This is a genomic window from Comamonas sp. Z3, assembly GCF_008121565.1.
In the GTDB taxonomy this organism is placed as follows: domain Bacteria; phylum Pseudomonadota; class Gammaproteobacteria; order Burkholderiales; family Burkholderiaceae_C; genus Comamonas; species Comamonas brasiliensis.
The window spans coordinates 97,401-118,483 of sequence record NZ_VOQU01000005.1; the positions used below are offsets into that span (position 1 = coordinate 97,401).

Annotated in this window: 17 protein-coding genes; 7 read left to right on the forward strand and 10 right to left on the reverse strand. The window is 62.7% G+C overall.

Going from position 1 to position 21,083, the window contains the following annotated elements:
• Positions 1 to 6 precede the first annotated feature (6 nt).
• The 3 genes from lpdA to FSY59_RS15795 all read left to right on the forward strand — a co-directional run bounded on the left by lpdA (position 7) and on the right by FSY59_RS15795 (position 3,508).
• Positions 7 to 1,434: a dihydrolipoyl dehydrogenase gene (gene lpdA, locus FSY59_RS15785; protein ID WP_003055526.1), complete on the forward strand. Its 1,428-nt coding sequence runs from the start codon at positions 7 to 9 to the stop codon at positions 1,432 to 1,434.
• Between the two features lie 152 nt (positions 1,435 to 1,586).
• Positions 1,587 to 2,684 (forward strand): cell division protein ZapE, encoded by a 1,098-nt coding sequence (gene zapE / locus FSY59_RS15790; RefSeq protein ID WP_003055525.1) that lies wholly within the window; start codon positions 1,587 to 1,589, stop codon positions 2,682 to 2,684.
• Positions 2,685 to 2,752: 68 nt separating this feature from the next.
• Positions 2,753 to 3,508 (forward strand): hypothetical protein, encoded by a 756-nt coding sequence (locus FSY59_RS15795; RefSeq protein WP_043376419.1) that lies wholly within the window; start codon positions 2,753 to 2,755, stop codon positions 3,506 to 3,508.
• 70 nt (positions 3,509 to 3,578) lie between these two features.
• On the opposite strand, the gene FSY59_RS15800 is transcribed toward FSY59_RS15795, so the two are convergent.
• A complete protein-coding gene (locus FSY59_RS15800) occupies positions 3,579 to 4,352 on the reverse strand; it encodes a PP2C family serine/threonine-protein phosphatase (protein WP_003055519.1) in 774 nt (257 codons plus the stop codon).
• A 136-nt stretch (positions 4,353 to 4,488) separates the two neighbouring features.
• Between FSY59_RS15800 and FSY59_RS15805 the strand changes: the two genes are divergently transcribed.
• Complete coding sequence (locus FSY59_RS15805) at positions 4,489 to 6,573, forward strand: ATP-dependent DNA helicase (RefSeq protein ID WP_148729288.1); 2,085 nt, start codon at positions 4,489 to 4,491, stop codon at positions 6,571 to 6,573.
• A 52-nt stretch (positions 6,574 to 6,625) separates the two neighbouring features.
• Here the strand turns inward: FSY59_RS15805 and FSY59_RS15810 are convergent, their stop codons facing one another.
• A complete protein-coding gene (locus FSY59_RS15810) occupies positions 6,626 to 7,417 on the reverse strand; it encodes an outer membrane protein assembly factor BamD (RefSeq protein WP_029158697.1) in 792 nt (263 codons plus the stop codon).
• Positions 7,418 to 7,654: 237 nt separating this feature from the next.
• On the opposite strand from FSY59_RS15810, the gene dnaE reads away from it, so the two are divergent.
• The 3 genes from dnaE (at position 7,655) to clpA (ending at position 14,141) form a co-directional block, all read left to right on the forward strand.
• Complete coding sequence (gene dnaE / locus FSY59_RS15815) at positions 7,655 to 11,188, forward strand: DNA polymerase III subunit alpha (RefSeq protein ID WP_003055514.1); 3,534 nt, start codon at positions 7,655 to 7,657, stop codon at positions 11,186 to 11,188.
• A gap of 200 nt (positions 11,189 to 11,388) precedes the next feature.
• Positions 11,389 to 11,754 carry an ATP-dependent Clp protease adapter ClpS gene (gene clpS, locus FSY59_RS15820; RefSeq protein ID WP_029158698.1) on the forward strand — a complete coding sequence of 122 codons (366 nt, stop codon included), beginning with the start codon at positions 11,389 to 11,391 and terminating at the stop codon, positions 11,752 to 11,754.
• 62 nt (positions 11,755 to 11,816) lie between these two features.
• A complete protein-coding gene (gene clpA / locus FSY59_RS15825; RefSeq protein WP_003055511.1) occupies positions 11,817 to 14,141 on the forward strand; it encodes an ATP-dependent Clp protease ATP-binding subunit ClpA in 2,325 nt (774 codons plus the stop codon).
• 167 nt (positions 14,142 to 14,308) lie between these two features.
• On the opposite strand, the gene FSY59_RS15830 is transcribed toward clpA, so the two are convergent.
• The 8 genes from FSY59_RS15830 to cyoB form a co-directional block, all read right to left on the reverse strand.
• The gene (locus FSY59_RS15830) at positions 14,309 to 14,560 is read right to left on the reverse strand and encodes a hypothetical protein (protein WP_148729289.1); all 252 of its coding nucleotides are present in this window, start codon (positions 14,558 to 14,560) and stop codon (positions 14,309 to 14,311) included.
• Between the two features lie 84 nt (positions 14,561 to 14,644).
• Complete coding sequence (locus FSY59_RS15835; protein WP_050874754.1) at positions 14,645 to 15,064, reverse strand: hypothetical protein; 420 nt, start codon at positions 15,062 to 15,064, stop codon at positions 14,645 to 14,647.
• A gap of 156 nt (positions 15,065 to 15,220) precedes the next feature.
• Positions 15,221 to 15,757 (reverse strand): response regulator transcription factor, encoded by a 537-nt coding sequence (locus FSY59_RS15840; protein WP_003055506.1) that lies wholly within the window; start codon positions 15,755 to 15,757, stop codon positions 15,221 to 15,223.
• Positions 15,758 to 15,772: 15 nt separating this feature from the next.
• Positions 15,773 to 17,074 carry an ATP-binding protein gene (locus FSY59_RS15845; protein ID WP_043002953.1) on the reverse strand — a complete coding sequence of 434 codons (1,302 nt, stop codon included), beginning with the start codon at positions 17,072 to 17,074 and terminating at the stop codon, positions 15,773 to 15,775.
• 117 nt (positions 17,075 to 17,191) lie between these two features.
• On the reverse strand, positions 17,192 to 17,974 hold the full coding sequence (locus tag FSY59_RS15850) for an SURF1 family protein (RefSeq protein WP_050874756.1): 783 nt from the start codon (positions 17,972 to 17,974) through the stop codon (positions 17,192 to 17,194).
• A gap of 8 nt (positions 17,975 to 17,982) precedes the next feature.
• Positions 17,983 to 18,408, reverse strand: a complete 426-nt coding sequence (gene cyoD, locus FSY59_RS15855; RefSeq protein WP_003055502.1) for a cytochrome o ubiquinol oxidase subunit IV — start codon at positions 18,406 to 18,408, stop codon at positions 17,983 to 17,985.
• Positions 18,409 to 19,041 (reverse strand): cytochrome o ubiquinol oxidase subunit III, encoded by a 633-nt coding sequence (cyoC, locus tag FSY59_RS15860; protein WP_003055501.1) that lies wholly within the window; start codon positions 19,039 to 19,041, stop codon positions 18,409 to 18,411.
• On the reverse strand, positions 19,034 to 21,040 hold the full coding sequence (gene cyoB, locus FSY59_RS15865) for a cytochrome o ubiquinol oxidase subunit I (RefSeq protein ID WP_003079510.1): 2,007 nt from the start codon (positions 21,038 to 21,040) through the stop codon (positions 19,034 to 19,036). Before cyoB ends, cyoC begins: the two co-directional genes overlap by 8 nt.
• Between the last annotated feature and the right edge of the window lie 43 nt (positions 21,041 to 21,083).

The window sequence follows — 21,083 nt, forward strand, 5'->3', positions numbered from 1 at the left end:
CAAATCATGAGCAAGCAATTTGACGTCGTCGTGATCGGCGCAGGCCCCGGCGGCTACATCGCTGCCATCCGCGCTGCACAACTGGGTTTCAACGTCGCCTGTATCGACGAATGGAAGAACGCCGCTGGCGGCGCTGCTCCTGGCGGCACCTGCACCAACGTGGGCTGCATTCCCTCCAAGGCGCTGCTGCAGTCCTCCGAGCATTTCGAGCATGCCAAGCTGCACTTCGCCGACCATGGCATCTCCACCGGCAAGGTCGAGATGGACGTTGCGCAGATGATCGCCCGCAAGGACGCCATCGTGAAGCAGAACAACGACGGCATCCTGTACCTGTTCAAGAAGAACAAGGTCACCTTCTTCCACGGCCGCGGCTCGTTCGTGAAGGCTGTCGAAGGCGGCTATGAAATCAAGGTTGCCGGCAAGGACGAAGAAGTCATCACCGGCAAGCAGATCGTGGTGGCCACCGGCTCCAACGCGCGCGCCCTGCCTGGCGTGGCCTTCGACGAAGAGAACATCCTGTCCAACGACGGCGCTCTGCGTCTGGGCAAGACTCCCAAGAAGCTGGGCCTGATCGGTGCTGGCGTGATCGGCCTGGAAATGGGTTCGGTCTGGCGCCGCCTGGGCACGGAAGTGACCGTGCTCGAAGGCATGGACAAGTTCCTGCCCGTGGTGGACGAGCAGATCTCCAAGGAAGCCAAGAAGGCGTTCGACAAGCAAGGTCTGAAGATCGAGTTGGGCGTGAAGATCGGCGAAGTCAAGTCCGGCAAGAAGGGCGTGACCGTGGCCTACACCAATGCCAAGGGCGAAGCCCAGAGCCTGGAAGTGGACAAGCTGATCGTGTCGATCGGCCGCACCGCCAATACCAATGGCCTGAACGCCGAAGCCGTGGGTCTGGCTCTGGACGAGCGCGGCGCCATCGTGGTGGACGATCTGTGCAAGACCAATCTGCCGGGCGTGTGGGCGGTGGGCGACGTGGTTCGCGGCCCCATGCTGGCGCACAAGGCCGAGGAAGAAGCCGTGGCCGTGGCCGAGCGCATTGCCGGCCAGCACGGTCATGTGAATTTCGCCACCATCCCCTGGGTGATCTACACCAGCCCTGAAATCGCATGGGTGGGCCGCACCGAGCAGCAGCTCAAGGCCGACGGCGTCAAGTACAAGGCTGGCTCCTTCCCCTTCCTGGCCAACGGCCGTGCGCGCGCCCTGGGCGACACGACCGGCATGGTCAAGTTCCTGGCCGATGCCGAGACCGACGAGATCCTGGGCGTGCACATGGTGGGCCCCATGGTGTCCGAGCTGATTTCCGAAGCCGTGGTGGCCATGGAGTTCAAGGCATCGAGCGAAGACATCGCCCGTATCTGCCACGCTCACCCCTCGCTGTCCGAATCCACCAAGGAGGCGGCCCTGGCCGTGGATAAGCGCACGCTGAACTTCTAAGATTTTTTCAGTCTTGCGCGCAGGTTTTGACATGGCTGTGAAGTGCCCGCGCGCAGGCTGAGTTTCTTTTAGAATTCTGCACAAAATGGCTGCTAACGCTTATTGCATAAGCGGTAGCAGCTATTGTTTTTTGAGCATCTGGAGACAAGACGGTGAATGTAAGACAAGCCTACGAGGCGGAGCTGGCCGCCAAGGGTTTCAAAAGCGATCCCGCGCAGCTGCGTGCAGTCGATGCGTTGCAACGCTGCGCTGACGAGTGGACTGTGTACAAGGGCAGGCGCTCCAATGCTCTCAAGAAACTGATCAATCACCCCGACCTGCCAAAGGGCGTCTATATGTACGGTGGGGTGGGGCGCGGCAAGAGCTTTCTGATGGAATGCTTCTTCAACGCCGTGCCCCTCAAGCGCAAGGTGCGCCTGCACTTTCACGAATTCATGCGCGAGGTGCACCGCGAGATGCACCTGATGCAGGGTACGCAGAACCCGCTGGATGCACTCGGCGCCAAGATCTCCAAGAAGTACAAGCTGATCTGCTTTGACGAATTTCATGTGGCCGACATCACCGACGCCATGATTCTCTACAAGCTGCTCGAGTCGCTGTTTGCCAATGGTGTGGGCTTTGTGACGACCTCCAACTTCGAGCCCGACGGCCTCTATCCTGGCGGCCTGCACCGCGACCGCATCCTGCCTGCGATTGCCTTGCTCAAGGAGCGCATGGAAGTGGTGAACGTGGACAACGGCACCGACTATCGCCGCCGCACTCTCGAAGACGCCAAGCTCTATCATTGCCCGCTGGGCCCGGAGGCCGATGCTGCGATGCAGGAGACCTTCGATCGTCTGGCCGAAGCCCATGACGAAGAGCCCGTGATGCAGATCGAGACCCGCAAGATCGCGGCCAAGCGCCGTGCCGGTGGCGTCGTGTGGTTTGACTTCCGCGAACTCTGCGGCGGCCCGCGCTCGCAAAATGACTATCTGGAAATCGCCACGCAGTTTCACACCATCTTGCTGTCCGACGTGCCCGAGCTGCATGTGAACATGGCTTCGGCCGCGCGGCGCTTCACGCTGCTGGTGGACGTGCTCTACGATCGCCATGTCAAGCTCATTCTGTCGGCTGCCGTGCCGCCCGAGAAGATCTATACCGAAGGACCGCTGTCCCACGAGTTCCCGCGCACCGTCTCGCGCCTGAACGAAATGCGCTCCAAGGAATATCTGGCGCTTGAGCGCCGCGTGGTCGACACCAGCTTGACCTGATCGCCAGCAGGCAGCTGCCTGCGGCCTTAAGATGCCAGCCTGTACTTCGAGTTTCCGAGTTGATGACGATGCCCACTCTCCTTGCCCAGCTGATCCGCCGCCGCATTGCGGGCTTTGTACTTGCGCCCCTGGCCGCCGTCTGGCTGGCTTGCGCGCCGGCCATGGCTCAGGTAAAGGCGGATTCGGAACGGCAGACCGACAAGCAGGCTCAGAAGGAGCTTGCCGAGAAGGCGCGTCAGCACCTGCACCAGCAGCGCGAAGCCGAGCGTGACGAAATTCTCAGCAAGCGTGCCGTTATCGAGCAGCAGCGCGTGGCCGACGAAAAGCTCTGCTACCAGAAGTTTGCCGTGGAAGGCTGTCTGGCCGAGGCCCGCAGGGCCGCCCGTGAGAAGGATGCACCGCTGCGCGCGCGCGAACTGGAAATCAACGACACCGAGCGCAAGGAAAAGGCCGCAGCCAAGCTGCAGGCCATCGAAGAGAAAAAAGCCGAGAACGCTGCCGTGCCCATGAAGTCGCAGCAGCGCGACAAGAACGGCAGCAGCCAGCCCAAGGGCTCGGGCGCCAAGCCGGCAGTTGACGAGCAGGCGGCGCAGGCCCAGCGCCAGACCGAGGCCCAGCAGCGTGCCAGCAAGCAGGTCGACTATGTGCGTCGTCACGAGCAAAACCGTGCACAGGCCGATCAGGGGCGCGCCGAGCGCGAGGCCAAGGCCAGGGCGGATTACGACGCCAAGCTCAAGGCTGCGGCCGAGCACAAGGCCAGGGCTTTGCAGCAGGCCAAGGATCGCGGTCAGACCTCGGCGCCGCTGCCTGCTCCTGCGCCCTGATGGATGGCTGAATCAGGTGCGCCGGGCCTGCATGGCCGCCAGGCATTGGCTGTCTTAACCGGGGCTTTCTTCAGGCGCTGGCTTCAGCGACCGAGGTATCAAGCTTGAGTATGGCCAGCGAGAGATTGTCGCCACTGCCTGCTGCGCGCCGTCTGGCCTTCTCGATCAGAAATTGCGAGGCTTCGCGTGGCGACAGGCCATCGAGCACCGTGCCCAGCTCCTGGGTGGTGAAGTAATGCCATACCCCGTCCGAGCAGGCCATCAGGCTGTCACCGGGCTGCAGTTTTTCAATCATATGGTGGGCCATGGGCGGTGGCGGCTCGGCTCCGAGGCATCCCAGCAGGATGTTGGACCGGGGGTGGTGCTGGGCTTCGATCTCGGTGAGCTCGCCGCGATCGACCAGCGCCTGAACATAGGAATGATCGAGCGAGCGGTGCACGAGGGAAGCGCCGCGAAAATGATAGAGCCGTGAATCGCCCGAGTGCATGAAGTGGCAGCGATTATCGGGCAGCACCACAAAGACAGCGATGGTGCTGTGGGGCTCCTGCTCGGCTGCAATGGCCGTGAGACGGATCACGGTGTGGGCATCCTGCACAATGGTGCGCAGCATGCGGGTGCAGTCTTCCTTGGCGGGCTCGAAGCGTTCGAAAAGCTGGCGTGCCGTCAGCATGACCTGGTCAGAGGCCTTGCGGCCGCCGCTGCGCCCGCCCATGCCGTCGGCTACCACGCCGAGAATGCAGCCCTTGGCATAGGGATGTGCCATGAGCAGGACCTGGTCCTGCTGATATTCCCGGTCGCCGCGGTGAATGCCGGTGGCCGCCTGAATGCGGTAGCTGGATGACATGAATGTGTGCGAATGCGTTCGCGGAGCGCTATTTAACGTTACGTTACATTTTATCGGCCCGAGGCCAGGCCTCGGCGAATATTCGAGATCTTATGTGAGGTCGTACTGACCTGGCTTGTGAGAAGGTGAAACGGTTTTGACTCAATTGCAGGAGGCGGTTGCGCAGGTGTTTGCGCCGCAGGGCGGGCTCGCGTTGGCCGAGCCTGCGTTTACGCCGCGTCCGGGCCAGACCCGCATGGCGCTGGCGGTCGCTGGCGCCATAGAGGAGGGTCAGGTGCTGGTGGTGGAAGCCGGCACGGGCGTGGGCAAGACCTATGCCTATCTGGTGCCTGCCTTGCTCAGCGGTCAGCGGGTGCTGGTGTCCACGGCCACCAAGGCGCTGCAGGACCAGCTGTTTGCCCGTGACCTGCCACGCCTGGTTCATGGCCTGGGCTTGCCCCTGCGCATGGCCAGGCTCAAGGGCCGCTCCTCCTATCTGTGCGTGGAGCGGCTGGAGCGCGTGCGCCAGGGGCGTACGGCTCCTCAGGACCCTCAGGTGCTGCGCGCCGTGGCGGAGGTGGAGCGTTGGGCCAGAGTCACGCGCTCCGGTGACCTGGCCGAGTTGACGGCGCTGGACGAGCGCTCCGCCGCCCTGCCGTTGGTGACCTCCACCAAGGACAACTGCCTGGGTTCGGACTGCCCGCACTGGCAGGGCTGCCATGTCAATCACGCTCGGCAGCAGGCGCTGGAGGCCGATGTGGTGGTGGTCAACCACCATCTGTTGTTTGCCGATCTCGATGTGCGCGACAGCGGCATGGCCCACCTTTTGCCCAATACCGGCGTGGTGGTGATAGACGAGGCCCATCAGCTCAACGACATCGGCGTGCAGTTTGCGGGCGAGGCCTTGTCAAGCCAGCAATTGGTGGGTTACGCCCGTGATGCCCTGCGCCTGACGCAGGAGCATGCACGCGGCATGGCCGACTGGCTGGTGCTCTGTGCCACGCTGGAGCAGGCCATGCGTGAGTTGCGCCTGCAGGCCGGCAAGCCTCCGGTCGGCGGGCGGCTGGCATGGCAGGCTGTGACCCCTCAGGGACTGGATCCGGTGAAATGGCGGGCGGCCTTGGTGCGCCTGGGGCAGAGTCTGCGCGCCCTGCTGATTCCGCTTGCCGCCCTGGAGGGGGCGGCCACCGATTTGCAGCGCCTGTACGAGCGCGGTGCAGAGCTGCTGGCGAGGCTTGCGCGCTTTGCATCTGCCGCTGGAGACGAGTGCGTGCGCTGGCTGGAGGTCGGCGCGCAGTATCTGCGCATGCTGGAGTCGCCGCTGTCGATTGCCCGCATCATGCAGCAGCGGCTGCTTCAGCGCTCGCTGGAGGATGGTGGCACGAGTCAGGGCGAGGAGCTCGATCCGTCAAGGAAGAAGGCCTGGATCTTCACCTCGGCCACCTTGGGCAATGACGCCCAGCTGAGCTGGTTTGTCGATTCCTGCGGCCTGCGCGGCGCTCAGGTGCTGCAGGTGGAAAGCCCGTTCGACTACCACCGGCAGGCCGGTATCTATGTGCCCCAGCCCTTTGCTGCGGCCGGCAGCGCGCAGCACAGTGAGCAGGTCGCCCAGCTGGTGCTGGATGCAGCTCAGCGCCTGGGTGGTCGCACCCTGGTGCTGACCACCACCATCAAGGCCTTGCAGGTCATCAGCGCATCGCTGCGCTCGAATCTGGGACTGTTTGCCGATCTTGATGTGCTGGTGCAGGGTGAAGCGCCCAAGCTGGCCCTGATCCAGCGCTTCATGGCGGCCGGAGCAGGAGCCGGGCGAGGCGCGATTCTGGTGGCTTCCGCCACCTTCTGGGAGGGAGTGGATCTTCCCGGCGATGTGCTGCAACTGGTGGTGATCGACAAGCTGCCGTTTCCGCCTCCCGACGACCCGTTGGTCGAGGCCCGTTCCCGGCTGCTGGAGAGTGTGGGGCGGGCGGCGTTTCACGATTACATGCTGCCCGAGGCAGCCCTTGCCCTCAAGCAGGGGGCCGGGCGCCTGATTCGCAGCGAAACCGATCGCGGTGTGCTGGTCATCTGTGACAGCCGCCTGGTCACCATGGGCTATGGAGCGAAGCTGATGTCGGCATTGCCGCCCATGCGCGTGCTGACCGGCGCGCCGGAGTTCGGCGAGGCGCTGGAGTTGCTGAAGGTGCAAGCCCGCAGCAGCGACAGCGAACCGGGAGCTGCGGCGGACTCGGAAACGCGAAAATGAAAAAGGATACGCACAGGCGCATCCTTTTGTTTCCAGACCCGGAGGGCTCTGTCTACCAGAGCTTCCACCAGGATTCGCTCTTCTTTTCCACGCCTTGCTCGGCATTCGCGCCGTAGCTTTGCTCCAGTACGCGCTTGGCATCGTCGCGCAGCTGTGTCATGCCCAGAGCGTCATAGGACTTGACGAGAATAACCATGGCTTCGCGCACCGAAGGCACGTTCTGGTAGTCCTTGATGGCAGTCTGCGCACGGGCGATGGCTGCGACATAGGCGCCGCGGCTGTAGTAGTAGCGCGCGACATGGACTTCGTACTGGGCCAGCGAGTTCACGATGTACTGCATGCGCTGGCGGGCGTCATCCGAGTACTTGGAGTCGGGAAAACGGGTCACCAGCTCGCGGAAGGACTCGAAGGAGTCCTTGGCGGCCTTCTGGTCGCGCTCGGACAGGTCCTGGCGCGTCAGCCAGCCGAACATGCCCAGGTTGTCGTTGAAGTTGACCAGCCCCTTGAGGTAGAGTGCGTAGTCCATGGCGGGGCTGGCCGGATGCAGCTTGGTGAAGCGGTCCAGCGTGGCCAGTGCCTGCACTTTCTCGCCGGCCTTGTACTGGGCATAGGCTTTTTCCAGCTGGGCCTGCTGGGCCAGAGGCGTGCCGGCGGCACGGCCTTCCAGCTTTTCGAACAGCGGCACGGCCTTGTCATAGGCACCCGAGGAAGATTCGTCGCGCGCTTCGGTATAGATGCGCTCGGGTGTCCACTTGGCCGTCGGGTCGTCCTTGGTGCTGGAGCATCCCGCCAGCGTGGCGGCGATTAACACGGCAGGGACTAGAGTCAGGGAAATACGCGGCATGGTGGACAGTTTTCTGACAATCATTAGCGGTGATGGGAGGCTGGCCCGTCGCATCTGGCGGCAAGGCGCAAAACCCACACCATACACCACCCGGCCCGGACCTTCCTGAAAAAGGATCGACGCATTGTAATGGGCCGCTGCCCCGCGCCGGCGAGTTGACCGTGTCTTTACGCTGCGGCAGCGAATCTAGTGGCATTGAGCCCGCAAGGACGAAGCGCTCTTTCTACAATAGCGGCCATGTTTGTCCATCTGCGCCTGCACACCGAATTTTCCGTCGTCGACGGAACCACCCGCGTCAATGCCATGATCAAGGCTGCTGCCGAAGACGGGCAGGTGGCGATGGCCATTACCGACTTCAACAACCTGTTTGGCGGCATCAAGTTCTACCGCGAAGGTCGCGGCAAGGGCGTCAAGCCCCTGCTGGGAGCCGAGATCGTGCTCGAGGGGCTGGGCGATGCGCCGCCTTCGCGGGTCATCGTTCTCGTTCAGAGCCGCCAGGGCTACCACAATATCGCCGAGCTGCTGGCGCGCGGCTGGACGCGCAATGTGGTGCGTGACCAGGCGCAGCACAAATGGGAATGGCTGCAGGAGCTGGGCGAGGGATTGATCGTGCTGTCCGGCGCGCAGGCCGGTCCCGTGGGCATTGCCCTGACGCGTGGTGATGAAAAAGGCGCGGCCGAGATTGCCCAGCGCCTTGCCACCATGTTCCCGCACCGCTTCTATATCGAGCTGCAGCGCGCGGGCCGTCCCGATGACGAGTCGCATGTGCTGGCGGCCGTGAAGCTGGCCAGCCGTCTGAACCTGCCGGTGGTTGCGACCCACCCGATTCAGTATGCCAAGCCCGACGACTACGAGGCGCACGAGGCCCGGGTCTGCATTGCCGAGGGCGAGATCCTGGGCAATGCCAAGCGGGTGCGCAAGTTCACCCGCGACCAGTATTTCAAGACTGCCGCCGAGATGGAGCAACTGTTCTGCGACATCCCGAGCGCGATCGAGAACACAGTGGAAATTGCCCGCCGCTGCAGTCTGACGCTGGAGCTGGGCAACCCGCAGCTGCCCAATTTCCCCGTGCCGGCCGGCATGAGCATGGACGAGTTCTTCCGCCACGAGTCCTACCAGGGGCTGGAGGAGCGTCTGGTGCACCTCTATCCCGATGCGGCCAAGCGCGACGCCCAGCGCGCGCGCTATGTGGAGCGGCTGGAGTTCGAGCTGGGCACCATCATGAAGATGGGCTTTCCGGGCTACTTCCTCATCGTGTCGGACTTTATCAAGTGGGCCAAAGCCAACGGTTGTCCCGTGGGGCCGGGCCGTGGCTCGGGTGCCGGCTCGCTGGTGGCCTATGTGCTCAAGGTGACCGACCTCGACCCGCTGGAATACAACCTGCTGTTCGAGCGTTTCCTGAACCCCGAACGCGTGTCCATGCCCGACTTTGACGTGGACTTCTGCCAGCAGAACCGCGACCGCGTGATCGACTATGTCAAGGATCGCTACGGCCGCGATGCCGTCAGCCAGATCGCCACCTTCGGCACCATGGCCGCGCGTGCGGCCATCCGCGACGTGGGCCGGGTGCTGGACATGAGCTACACCTTCTGCGACGGCATCTCCAAGCTGATCCCGAACAAGCCCGGCCTGCATGTCACGCTCAAGTACCCGCCGAATCCGCCCAAGGAAGGCGACAAATACACCTACGCCATCAAGGAGGAGCCCATCCTGGCCGAGCGCATCGAGCGCGAGGAGGACGTCAAGACCCTGATCGAGATGGCGCAGAGCCTGGAGGGCATGACCCGCAACATCGGCATGCACGCCGGCGGCGTGGTGATTGCGCCGGGCCGGCTGGCCGATTTCTGTCCGCTCTACCAGCAGCCCGGCAGTACCTCGGCCGTGGCCATGTACGACAAGGACGACGTGGAAGCCGTGGGCCTGGTGAAGTTCGACTTCTTGGGCCTGGCCACGCTGACGATTCTGGAGATTGCGCGCGAATTCATCATGAAGCGCCACAAGGGCCAGGAGAACTTCCAGTTCGAGAACATTCCGCTGGACGACTACCCGACCTACAAGCTGTTCTCCGACGGCAAGACCGAAGCCGTCTTCCAGTTTGAATCGCGCGGCATGCAGCAGATGCTCAAGGAGGCCAAGCCCTCGCGCCTGGAAGACCTGATTGCGCTGAACGCCCTCTACCGTCCCGGCCCCATGGACCTGATCCCCACCTTCATTGCCCGCAAGCACGGGCAGGAAGTCGTGGAGTACCCGCATCCGCTGGTCGAGTCGGTGCTGGCCGAAACCTACGGCATCATGGTCTACCAGGAGCAGGTGATGCAGACCGCCCAGGTGCTTGGCGGCTACTCGCTGGGCGGCGCCGACTTGCTGCGCCGGGCCATGGGCAAGAAAAAAGTCGAGGAGATGGTCAAGCACCGGGGCATCTTCCGCGAGGGCGCGGCCAAGAACGGACTGAGCGAGGAAAAGGCTGACGAGGTCTTTGACCTGATGGAGAAGTTCGCGGGCTACGGCTTCAACAAGTCGCACGCGGCAGCCTACTCCCTGCTGGCCTATCACACTGGCTGGCTCAAGGTGCATTACACGGCCGAGTTCTACTGCGGCAATATGACCGTGGAAATGGACAACACCGACAAGCTCAAGGTGTTGTACGAGGATGCGCTCAAGATGGGCATCACCTTCGAGATGCCCGATGTGAACCGCGGCGTGCACCGCTTCGAGCCGGTGACCGACAAGGTCATACGCTACGGCCTCGGGGCCATCAAGGGGACCGGGCAGGCGGCCATCGAAGCCATAGTGGCCGCGCGCAACGGCGAGGGCACAGGCCCCAACGGCCACGAGACGGGGCCGTTCAAGAGCCTGTTCGACTTCTGCCTGCGCGTGGACCGCAGCCGCATCAACAAACGGACGGTGGAAGCGCTGATCAAGGGCGGTGCCTTTGATTCCATCGACATGAACCGCGCATCGCTGATGGCGACGCTGGACACCGCCTTCGGCTTTGCCGCCACCTCGATCGCCAATGCCGATCAGGGCGGTCTGTTCGACATGATGGGCGACGACGCGCTGGGCTCGAGCACGGCGGAGCCGCCCATGGCCGATGTGCTGCCCTGGGGCGTCAAGGAAAAGCTGACGCTGGAGAAGACGGCCATCGGCTTCTATCTGACGGGCCACCTGTTCGACGAGGTCGAGGCCGAAGTGCGCCGCTTCGTGCGCACTCCGATCGGCGAGATGCGCGACAGCCGCGAGCCGCAGACCATGGCCGGCATCATCGGCGGGCTGCGCACCATCAACGGCCAGCGCGGCAAGCTCAGCATCTTCACGCTGGACGACAAATCGGCGGTGATCGAGGCCTCGGTCGACGAAAAAACCATGGCAGCCTGCGCCGATGTGCTCAAGGAAGACGAGTTTGTCGTGGTTTCGGGGCGGCTTCAGCCCGACCGCTTCAGCGGCGGCCTGCGCATGAAGGTGCAGCAGATGTGGAGTCTGGCCGATGCGCGCTGCCGTTTTGCGCGCTATCTGCAGGTCAGCGTGGGGGAGAAGATGCCCGATGTGCCGGCGCTGCTGCGCCAGTTCCCGGCCAAGGTCGAGGAAACCGAGAACGGCAATCTCAACCACGGCGTCAAGGTGCGTCTGGACCTGATCTGCCGCGACGAGCGCGGTTCGGCCAGCTGCGAGCTGGCGCTGGGCGAGGGCAGCCGCTTCTACCCCTCGGACGCCGCGCTGGCGGCCTGGTATGGCTCCGCCGGTACCGGTCAGGTCAAAGTGGTCTATGAATAAAAATCATGGGCTGGCGCAGGCATTGCTTGAGGATGCTTGTCGGATCGCAGCCCATGATTTTTTGATAGCGCAGGGCGCTTGCTGGCTAAGGGATTTCCATGGATTTCCCTTGGTTTTGTCAAATTTGCTTCCGGCCGCCTTGAAATCCCTAACAATGCTATGCATATGCCAGCGCAAAAACATTGCAACGGCTCGCTAGAATGGATTTCATGGCTACCCAACCCCCATCAATTCCCCCGGTCTCGCCAGCGATCAGAACGCCTGACGATGGTGATTCCTTGGTGCTTGAACGCCGCCGCCAGCGGCTGCAGCCGCCACGCATGTACCAGGTCGTGATGCTCAACGACGACTTCACGCCCATGGAGTTCGTGATTGCCGTGCTGCAGGAGCTGTTCGGCAAGGATCGTGAATCGGCCACGCAGATCATGCTCAAGATTCACCTGGACGGCCGCGGTGTCTGCGGCGTCTACAGCCAGGACGTGGCGGCGACCAAGGTCGAGCAGGTGCTGCAGGCGGCCCAGAAAGCGGGTCATCCGCTGCAGGCCACATTCGAGCCTGTTGAATAAGCGCCGACCGCCCTCAGATTACTTAGCAGAGAGTCAACCAAGCAAGCCGAAAGGAGTCGCACATGATCGCTCAAGAACTGGAAGTCAGCTTGCACATGGCGTTTGTCGAGGCCCGGCAGCAGCGCCACGAGTTCATCACCGTGGAACATCTGCTGCTCGCCCTGCTGGACAACCCCAGTGCAGCTGAAGTGCTGCGCGCATGCGCGGCCAATATCGACGACCTGCGTTCATCGCTGTCCAACTTCATCAAGGACAACACGCCGCAGGTGGACGGCACCGAAGAGGTGGATACGCAGCCCACGCTGGGATTCCAGCGTGTGATTCAGCGCGCCATCATGCATGTGCAGTCCACGGGCAATGGCAAGAAAGAGGTGACGGGCGCGAATGTGCTCGTGGCCATCTTCGGCGAAAAGGACTCGCATGCCGTGTACTACCTGCACCAGCAGGGCGTCACACGCCTGGACGTGGTCAACTACATCGCCCATGGGATCAAGAAGGGTGAGCCGCCCGAGCCTGCCAAGGCCGAATCTCCTTCGGAGAGCGAGGAAGGCGCGGCGGGCGAGCGCAATGAAAAAGCATCGCCGCTGGAGCAGTTCACGCTGAACCTGAACCAGGCCGCCAAGGAAGGCAAGATCGATCCGCTGATCGGGCGCGAATACGAGGTGGAACGCACCATCCAGATCCTCTGCCGCCGCCGCAAGAACAACCCGCTGCTGGTGGGCGAAGCAGGCGTGGGCAAGACCGCGATTGCCGAGGGTCTGGCCTGGCGCATCACCGAAGGCACGGTGCCCGATGTGCTCAAGGAAGGCGTGGTCTATTCGCTGGACATGGGCGCGCTGCTGGCCGGCACCAAGTACCGCGGCGATTTCGAGCAGCGCCTCAAGGGCGTGCTCAAGTCGCTCAAGGACAAGCCGCACGCCATCCTGTTCATCGACGAAATCCACACGCTGATCGGCGCCGGTGCGGCCTCGGGCGGTACGCTGGATGCGTCCAATCTGCTCAAGCCCGCGCTGTCCAGCGGGCAACTGCGCTGCATCGGTGCGACCACGTTCACGGAATACCGTGGCATCTTCGAAAAAGACGCGGCCCTGTCGCGCCGTTTCCAGAAGGTGGATGTGGTCGAGCCCACCGTGGCCGAGACCGTGGACATCCTCAAGGGCCTGAAGTCCCGCTTCGAGGAGCACCACAGCATCACCTATGAGCAGGACGCCCTGCAGGCGGCGGCCGAGCTGTCGGCCAAGTACATCAACGACCGTCACCTGCCCGACAAGGCCATCGACGTGATCGACGAGGCGGGCGCTGCCCAGCGCATCGCTCCTGAAGCTCAGCGCAAGCAGACCATCGGCAAGGCCGAGATCGAGGCCATCGTGGCCAAGATCGCCCGCATTCCGCCGGCCAATGTCAGCAACGACGACCGCAGCAAGCTGCAGACGCTGGAGCGTGACTTGAAGAGCGTGGTCTTCGGCCAGGACAAGGCGCTGGAAGTGCTGTCGTCGGCTGTGAAGATGGCACGCTCGGGTCTGGGCAAACCGGACAAGCCGATCGGCTCCTTCCTGTTCTCCGGCCCCACGGGCGTCGGCAAGACGGAAGCGGCCAAGCAGCTGGCCTATATCCTGGGCGTGGACCTGATCCGCTTCGACATGTCCGAGTACATGGAGCGTCATGCCGTCAGCCGACTGATTGGCGCGCCTCCCGGCTATGTGGGCTTTGACCAGGGCGGTCTGCTGACCGAGGCCGTGACCAAGAAGCCGCATTCGGTGCTGCTGCTCGACGAAATCGAGAAGGCACATCCGGACATCTTCAACGTGCTGCTGCAGGTGATGGATCACGGCACGCTGACGGACAACAACGGACGCAAGGCCGACTTCCGCAACGTGATCATCATCATGACCACGAATGCGGGTGCCGAGACCATGAACAAGGCCACCATCGGCTTCACGAATCCGCGTGAGGCTGGTGATGAAATGGGCGATATCAAGCGCCTGTTCACGCCCGAGTTCCGCAACCGTCTGGATGCCATCGTCAGCTTCAAGCCGCTGGACGAGCAGATCATTCTGCGCGTGGTCGACAAGTTCCTGCTGCAACTGGAGCAACAGCTGGCCGAGAAGAAGGTGGACGTTACCTTCAGCGACGACCTGCGCAAGCATCTGGCCACGAAGGGCTTCGATCCGCTCATGGGGGCACGCCCCATGCAGCGCCTGATCCAGGACACCATCCGCCGCTCGCTGGCCGATGAGCTGCTGTTCGGTCGCCTGACCAACGGCGGACGCCTGGAGGTGGACTGGGACGTCGCGGGCAACGAAGGCAAGGGTGATGTCAAGCTCACCATTACCGAGTTGCCCAAGGACGCCCCCAAGGCCGAGCCCGAGCAGGCGGTCGCCGATTGAGGCGGGCTGATTCAGGCTTTCGCCGGCGCCCATGAGGGGCGCTGAAAAGAGAAACCGGCAGTGGACACACTGCCGGTTTTTTATTGCCCGCCCGGCCTGGATTTGCCTTCTTTTGTCCTGCGGCCCGTGATAGGGCCCTGCATGAATGCCGGGGCAGCGCTGCCTGATCAGTCGCGCAGGTACAGAAGCAGCATGAAGACCGGTGTGCCGATCAGAACGCCGATGATGCAGAACAAGGGGCCGTAAACCAGCAGGCTTATCTCCAGGGCGCGCATGCACCCCGAGAGGCCTTCATTCAGGCAGCTGACCCCGTCGGGCGGCAGAAAGATGCTGTGAAACGGCAGAAAAAGCGCCGCCACGGCGAGGCTGGCAAGCAGTGCCAGAAAGGCAGAGAGAACAAGTCGGCTCAGGGTTTTCATGATGTGCATCTCCGCAGCAACTATAGATGGTGGCGCCCTGAATGCCGGGCTGCTGCGAGAAACGGCACTGGATCCGGCGCCTGCCTAAGGCTTGCCTCCGGTACCGCGCGCGACCATGCTGACGAAATTGAGCGCGGCGACGATGATGCCCTTGCTCAGCGGCAGCAGGGCAAAAAACAGAAAGAAGAGGTGGTTGACCTGCCACAGCGGCAGGGTCCGCATATGCGCAAGCAGGCGCTGACCATGCCCGCCAGCCACTGTGAAGGCGACGGCTGCTGCGATCAGGGCCAGGAGCAGCAGCGCTGCCGCCCGGGCAGGCGCTGGCGCGCGCTGGAATGCGACCCTGAGAGGGCGGATCAGGCAGCAGCCAAAGACCAGGGCGCACAGAAAGGGCACCAGATGCACGGCTTCGCCACGCACGAGCCAGGGCAGGGCCAACGCATAGGACAGAACCAGCAGAGCGAGGCCGGTGGCTCCTAGGAGTCGGGGTTGCTGCTGCTTCATGGACGCCTGCCGGTGCGCAGGGACTTAGCCGCGAAGCTAATAAAAAAAGGAGCTGCTATCGCTTGCTGCATAAAGATTTCAGATGCTTTTGTATTTGAAAGTCAATACTGAAGAGCGGAAGCAGCTATCAACATTGTTGTCTGGGCTTGATGCCGGTCACTTGACCTGGCGCTTTTCCAGCTTGCGCGCCAGCGTGCGCCGGTGCATGCCCAGGCGGCGTGCGGCCTCGGAGATATTGAAGCCGGACTCGGCCAGGGTCTCGTGAATATGCTCCCACTCCAGCGTCTTGATGGAAGTGGTCTGGCTGCTGACTTCCACATCGGTGCGGCCCTCGATGCGGCCGAAGGCGGCTTCGATATCGTCGGTGTTCGAGGGTTTGGCGAGGTAGTGGCAGGCACCGAGCTTGACGGCTTCCACGGCCGTGGCAATGCTGGCGTAGCCGGTGAGCACGACGATCAGCGCATCGGGGTTGTGCAGATGCAGCATCTGCACGCAGTTCAGGCCCGAGGCATTGCCGGCCAGCTTCAGGTCCATGACCGCATATTGCGGCCGGTGCTGGGTCAGCAGCAGCTGCACTTCCTCGCCGCTGGTGGCATGCAGCACGCGGTAGCCCCGGCGCTCGAACGAGCGCTTGAGCGTGCGTGCAAATGCCGCGTCATCTTCAACCAGCAGCAGTAAACGGTCTTCTTCCATGCAAACAACAATGTCTTAAATTGCGAGGGCGGACTGGGGCAGGCTGACCTCCACCAGAGCGCCTCCGCCTTGCTGAGCCGGCAGATTGCCGGCATGAACGCGGCCGCCCAGGGCGCGGGCCACGTTGGTGACAAGAAACAGGCCCAGGCCGCGACCGGGGCGCTCCTGTTTGGTGGAGACATGGCACTGGCCCAGCTGCTGCAGCACGGCGGCATCGAAGCCCGGACCATGGTCGCGCACCTGGATGCGTATCTGGTCGTGATCGCTGCTCAGGGTCAGCTCCACCCAGTCGGGTGAGGCTTCGAGGGCATTGTCCAGCAAATTGCAAATCATTTGCTGCAATGCAGTATCCGAGAGCATGGCGAAGTCCTTCACGCCCTGCTGGTGCAGCGCAAAGTGCTGCAGACTGTTATGGGCCTGCCAGTGGCTGACCACGCCCTGCACAAAGCTGGCGAAGGTGGTGCTCTCCGTGCCTTCGGCCCGGGTCTCGCCGGCCGACAGCAGCACTCCCGAGACGATGGACTTGCAGCGCAGCAGCTGGCGCTGCATTTCCTGCAGGTCCTCGCGCAGATCCTCGTCCTGCATGAGTGCCGGCATATGCTGCCAGTCGCCCAGGATCACGGACATGGTGGCCATGGGCGTGCCCAGCTCGTGGGCCGCGCCGGTGGCCAGCAGGCCCAGGCGCACGATGTGCTCTTCCTCGCTGGCGCGCTGGCGCATATTGGAGATGCGCTTGTCGCGCCGGCGCGTGTTCTCGACGATGCGCGTCAGAAAGACAATGGTCAGGATGCTGGTCAGCGCAAAGCTGATGAGCACACCCACCACGTAGAGGCTGGGCAGGCCTTCCTGGCTGACGAACTGCACATGAAGGGGCTGGTGAAACAGGGTCAGGCCCATGACGCCGACAAAGGAGGCCGCGACCACGCACCAGGTGTAGTGGGCGGGCAGCAGCACGGCACTCAGAATGCCCTGCAGCAGATACAGATAGATAAAGGGATTGCTGGCGCCGCCGCTCAGGTACAGCTGAATGGTCAGGGCCAGCACATCGGCCAGCAGCGCATAGAAGACGCTGCGTGAGGTCACGGGCCGGTGCAGGCCCTGGCTCCAGTAGATATAGGCCAGATTGGTGGCCACCAGGGCCACGAGCACCAGCGCCATGGGCAGCAGGGGCAGGGCAATCTGGAAGCCGTAGTGCACCAGCGAGATGGTGACGACCTGGCCGACCACGGCAATCCAGCGCAGCTGAATCAGCAGCTGCATGTTCTGCCGCTCGGTCAGGCGCTGTACGCGAAACAGGGAATCGGAAATTTGGCTCACCGCTCAATTGTCACCGAGCGCGGCTGCCACGGACGCCTCTGGGGCTATGCGTTCCTGATGTAGGAGCCGCCTGAAAGGGTCAGAAAAAAGCGCTCCGGGGAGCGCTTTCAGGGAGCATCAGCTTGCAGCAACTGCCTTGTCATGCCGGCGTACCAGCCAGGCCGCTCCCAGCACCATGATGGCCAGCCCATACCAGGTCAGCGCATAGACCAGATGGCTGTTCGGGAAGCGGATGACCGTCATGCCGGGGCGCAGGACTTCGGTGCCGGCCTCTGCCCGGGCATAGGCCGGGTTGCTGGCGGGCACGCCCTGATCGATGAAGTAGGGGGCGGGCCTGCTCAGGCCCTGGGCCTGGGCGATGGCGGCGACATCGCGCGAGTACCACTGGTCGTTCGCGGGATCGTTCTTGCGCAGAAAGCCGCCGCCGGGCTCGCTCATGCGCATCAGGCCGATGACGGTGACGGTCTCGGCGGATGGCCCGGCTTCGGCAATCTGCTTGAGCCATTGGCCGCGCAGCTTCTCGGGCGTGAAGCCGCGGTTGACCAGAACCTGTGTGCCATCGGCCAGCTGCAGCGGCGTCATGAGCCAGAAGCCCGCGCCGGCCTCGGTCAAGGCCTTGGCCAGCACGCTTTGCTTGTCCAGCCATTGACCCTGTGCCTTGACGGGCAGGTACTCGTGGCTGGCTGCATGGATCTGCGGCCACTGGCCGGGCTCGGGCACCGCCACGGGGGCGCTGTGCACGCGCTGCTCCACGCGCTCGATGAGGTCGAGCTTCCAGGCGCGGCGCTGCACCTGCCAGGTGCCCAGAGCCATGAACCCTAAAAACAAGGCGATGCCCACAAACGCGAGCATCGCCTTGGCGAAGGGAGAGCGCTGCCGCGCAGCGCTCTGGTTCTTCATGAGGTCAGTCAAGGTGTGACAGCTGCGGGAGCCGTGTGACCTGCGTGATCTGCATGGCCAGCGGCCTGGTGCATTTCATGACCGGGCATCATGTTGGTGTTCATGTGGAACATGACCCAAAGCGTGCCGGAGATCGCAATCGCCAGGAAGATCACCGTGAAGATGGTGGACAGCATGGTCCAGCCGCCCTGGATCTTGCCGTTCATGTGCAGGAAGTACACCATGTGCACGAGCACCTGGATCACCGCGAACAGGCCCAGCACGGCCACGGCCGTGGTGCGGTCGGTGATGACGTTGTTCATGACCAGGTAGAAGGGGATGGCTGTCAGGATGACGGCCAGGATGAAGCCCTTCACATAGTCGCCCATGGTGACGTGCAGGTCGTCGTGATCGTGGTGATCGTCATGACCGGCGTGAATATCGTGTGCGCTCATTTACAGCACCCCCATCAGATACACAAAGGTGAACACACCGATCCAGACCACGTCCAAGAAGTGCCAGAACATGGACAGGCAGTTGATACGGCGCACGTTCTCGTTGATCAGGCCGTGCTTCTTGATCTGGATCATCAGGGTGATCAGCCAGACCAGACCGAAGGTCACGTGGATACCGTGGGTGCCCACCAGCGTGAAGAAGGACGACAGGAAGGCGCTGCTCTGAGGCGTCGCACCTTGATGGATCAGGTGGTGGAACTCATAGAGTTCCACGGCCAGGAAGGCTGCGCCCAGCAGACCGGTGACGGCCAGCCACAGCAGTGTGCCGTTCACGTTCTTCTTCTGCTTTTGCAGCATGGCAAAGCCGAAGGTGATGGACGACATCAGCAGGAAGGCCGTGTTGACGGCCACCAGCGACAGATCGAACAGATCCTTGCCCGAGGGGCCGCCTGCATAGCTGCGGCCCAGCACGCCATAGGTGGCGAACAGTGCGGCAAAGATCAGGCAGTCGCTCATCAGGTAGAGCCAGAAGCCCAGCGAGGTGCCGTTTTCCGGATGGGGCTCGTGCGCGAGGTGGTACTCGCGAGTAGCCAGGGCGGCCGCGCCGCCAGCGTTGATATGTGTATTAGACATGGGCTGCTGCAAGCTGCTTGGTACGTGCTTCTTCCGTTGTGGCCACTTCGACCGCAGGGATGTAGTAGTCACGCTTGTAGTTGAAGGTATGAATGATCGAAGCCAGGATGGTCGCGACGAACGAAGCGATCGTCAGAGGCCACATATGCCAGATCAGAGCAAAGCCCAGAACGGTGGACAGGCCGGCAATCACCACGCCGGCGCCGGTATTGGCGGGCATGTGGATGGGCTCGAAGCCGCTCAGCGGACGCTGATAGCCGTGCTTCTTCATGTCGGTCCAGGCATCGATGTCGTGCACCACGGGGGTGAAGGCAAAGTTGTACTGGGGAGGGGGCGAGGAAGTGGCCCATTCCAGGGTACGGCCTTCCCATGGGTCGCCGGTCACGTCACGCAGCTCGTCGCGCTTCCAGATGGACACGGCCAGCTGGATGAAGAAGCAGCCGATGCCGGCAGCGATCAGGGCAGCACCGCAGGCAGCGATGATGAACCAGATCTGCAGCGAGGGATCGTCAAAGTGGTTGGCACGGCGAGTCACGCCCATCAGGCCCAGGATGTACAGGGGAGTGAAGGCCACCCAGAAGCCGACCAGCCAGAACCAGAACGAAGCCTTGCCCCAGAACTCGTTGAGTCGGAAGCCGAAAGCCTTGGGGAACCAGTAGTTGATGCCGGCAAACACGGCAAACACCACGCCGCCGATGATCACGTTGTGGAAGTGGGCGATCAGGAACAGCGAGTTGTGCAGCACGAAGTCTGCGGGAGGCACGGCCAGCAGCACGCCGGTCATGCCGCCGATGGCGAAGGTGACCATGAAGCCCACCGTCCACAGCATGGGCACCGAGAAGCGGATGCGGCCGCGGTACATGGTGAACAGCCAGTTGAAGATCTTCGCGCCCGTGGGGATGGAGATGATCATCGTGGTGATACCGAAGAAGGTATTCACGCTGGCACCCGAGCCCATGGTGAAGAAGTGGTGCAGCCACACCAGGTAGGACAGGATGGTGATACACACGGTGGCGTAAACCATCGAGGTGTAGCCGAACAGACGCTTGCGGCTGAACGTTGCCACGATTTCGGAGAACACGCCGAAGCAGGGCAGGATCAGGATGTAGACCTCGGGGTGGCCCCAGATCCAGATCAGGTTCACGTACAGCATGGGGTTGCCGCCCAGCTCGTTCGTGAAGAAGTTGGTGCCGACGTAGCGGTCCAGCGACATCAGCACCAGGGCTGCGGTCAGCACGGGGAAGGAGGCCACGATCAGGGCGTTGGTGCACAGGGCAGTCCAGGTGAAGACGGGCATCTTCATCAGGTTCATGCCGGGAGCGCGCATCTTGATGATGGTCACGATCAGGTTGATACCTGACAAGGTCGTGCCCACACCGGCGACCTGCAGGCCCCAGATGTAGTAATCAAGACCCGTGCTTCCGCTCTGGTGCCCCAGATTGGACAGTGCCAGCCAGCCGGAAGTGGAGAACTCGCCCAGGAACAGGGAGATCATCACCAGCACGGCGCCGCCGGTGGTCATCCAGAAGCTGAAGTTGTTCAGGAATGGGAAGGACACGTCACGTGCGCCGATCTGCAGAGGAACCAGGTAGTTCATCAGGCCGGTCACGAAGGGCATCGCCACGAAGAAGATCATGATCACGCCGTGGGCCGTGAAGATCTGGTCGTAGTGGTGAGGAGGCAGGTAGCCCATGTTGTCGCCGAAGGCCATGGACTGCTGCAGACGCATCATCACGGCATCGGCAAAGCCGCGCAGGAACATGACCAGACCGAGGATCATGTACATGATGCCGATCTTCTTGTGGTCGATGGAGGTGATCCAGTCGTTCCACAGCGGAGCCCAGAGGCGGAACTTGGTGATGCCGCCGACCACGACGAGGCCGCCAAGCACCACGGCAATAAAGGTCAAGAGCACGATGGGCTCATGCGTCATGGGAATCTGGTCCCATGTGATACGGCCCAACAGCCAGTGGGAGGCCGGGGTTGTTGTTTCAGACATGTTGAGTCTCTTTTGTCGTATTGGAGCGGCTGAGCAGTGAGCG

Coding starts and splice junctions, on each gene's coding strand:
- FSY59_RS15835 (WP_050874754.1), bottom strand. CDS start 15,064: ATGAAGCAGCAGCAACCCCGACTCCTAGGAGCCACCGGCCTCGCTCTG.
- FSY59_RS15830 (WP_148729289.1), bottom strand. CDS start 14,560: ATGAAAACCCTGAGCCGACTTGTTCTCTCTGCCTTTCTGGCACTGCTT.
- lpdA (WP_003055526.1), top strand. CDS start 7: ATGAGCAAGCAATTTGACGTCGTCGTGATCGGCGCAGGCCCCGGCGGC.
- cyoB (WP_003079510.1), bottom strand. CDS start 21,040: ATGTCTGAAACAACAACCCCGGCCTCCCACTGGCTGTTGGGCCGTATC.
- cyoD (WP_003055502.1), bottom strand. CDS start 18,408: ATGAGCGCACACGATATTCACGCCGGTCATGACGATCACCACGATCAC.
- FSY59_RS15795 (WP_043376419.1), top strand. CDS start 2,753: ATGCCCACTCTCCTTGCCCAGCTGATCCGCCGCCGCATTGCGGGCTTT.
- FSY59_RS15840 (WP_003055506.1), bottom strand. CDS start 15,757: ATGGAAGAAGACCGTTTACTGCTGCTGGTTGAAGATGACGCGGCATTT.
- FSY59_RS15800 (WP_003055519.1), bottom strand. CDS start 4,352: ATGTCATCCAGCTACCGCATTCAGGCGGCCACCGGCATTCACCGCGGC.
- clpS (WP_029158698.1), top strand. CDS start 11,389: ATGGATTTCATGGCTACCCAACCCCCATCAATTCCCCCGGTCTCGCCA.
- cyoC (WP_003055501.1), bottom strand. CDS start 19,041: ATGTCTAATACACATATCAACGCTGGCGGCGCGGCCGCCCTGGCTACT.
- clpA (WP_003055511.1), top strand. CDS start 11,817: ATGATCGCTCAAGAACTGGAAGTCAGCTTGCACATGGCGTTTGTCGAG.
- dnaE (WP_003055514.1), top strand. CDS start 7,655: ATGTTTGTCCATCTGCGCCTGCACACCGAATTTTCCGTCGTCGACGGA.
- FSY59_RS15810 (WP_029158697.1), bottom strand. CDS start 7,417: ATGCCGCGTATTTCCCTGACTCTAGTCCCTGCCGTGTTAATCGCCGCC.
- FSY59_RS15850 (WP_050874756.1), bottom strand. CDS start 17,974: ATGAAGAACCAGAGCGCTGCGCGGCAGCGCTCTCCCTTCGCCAAGGCG.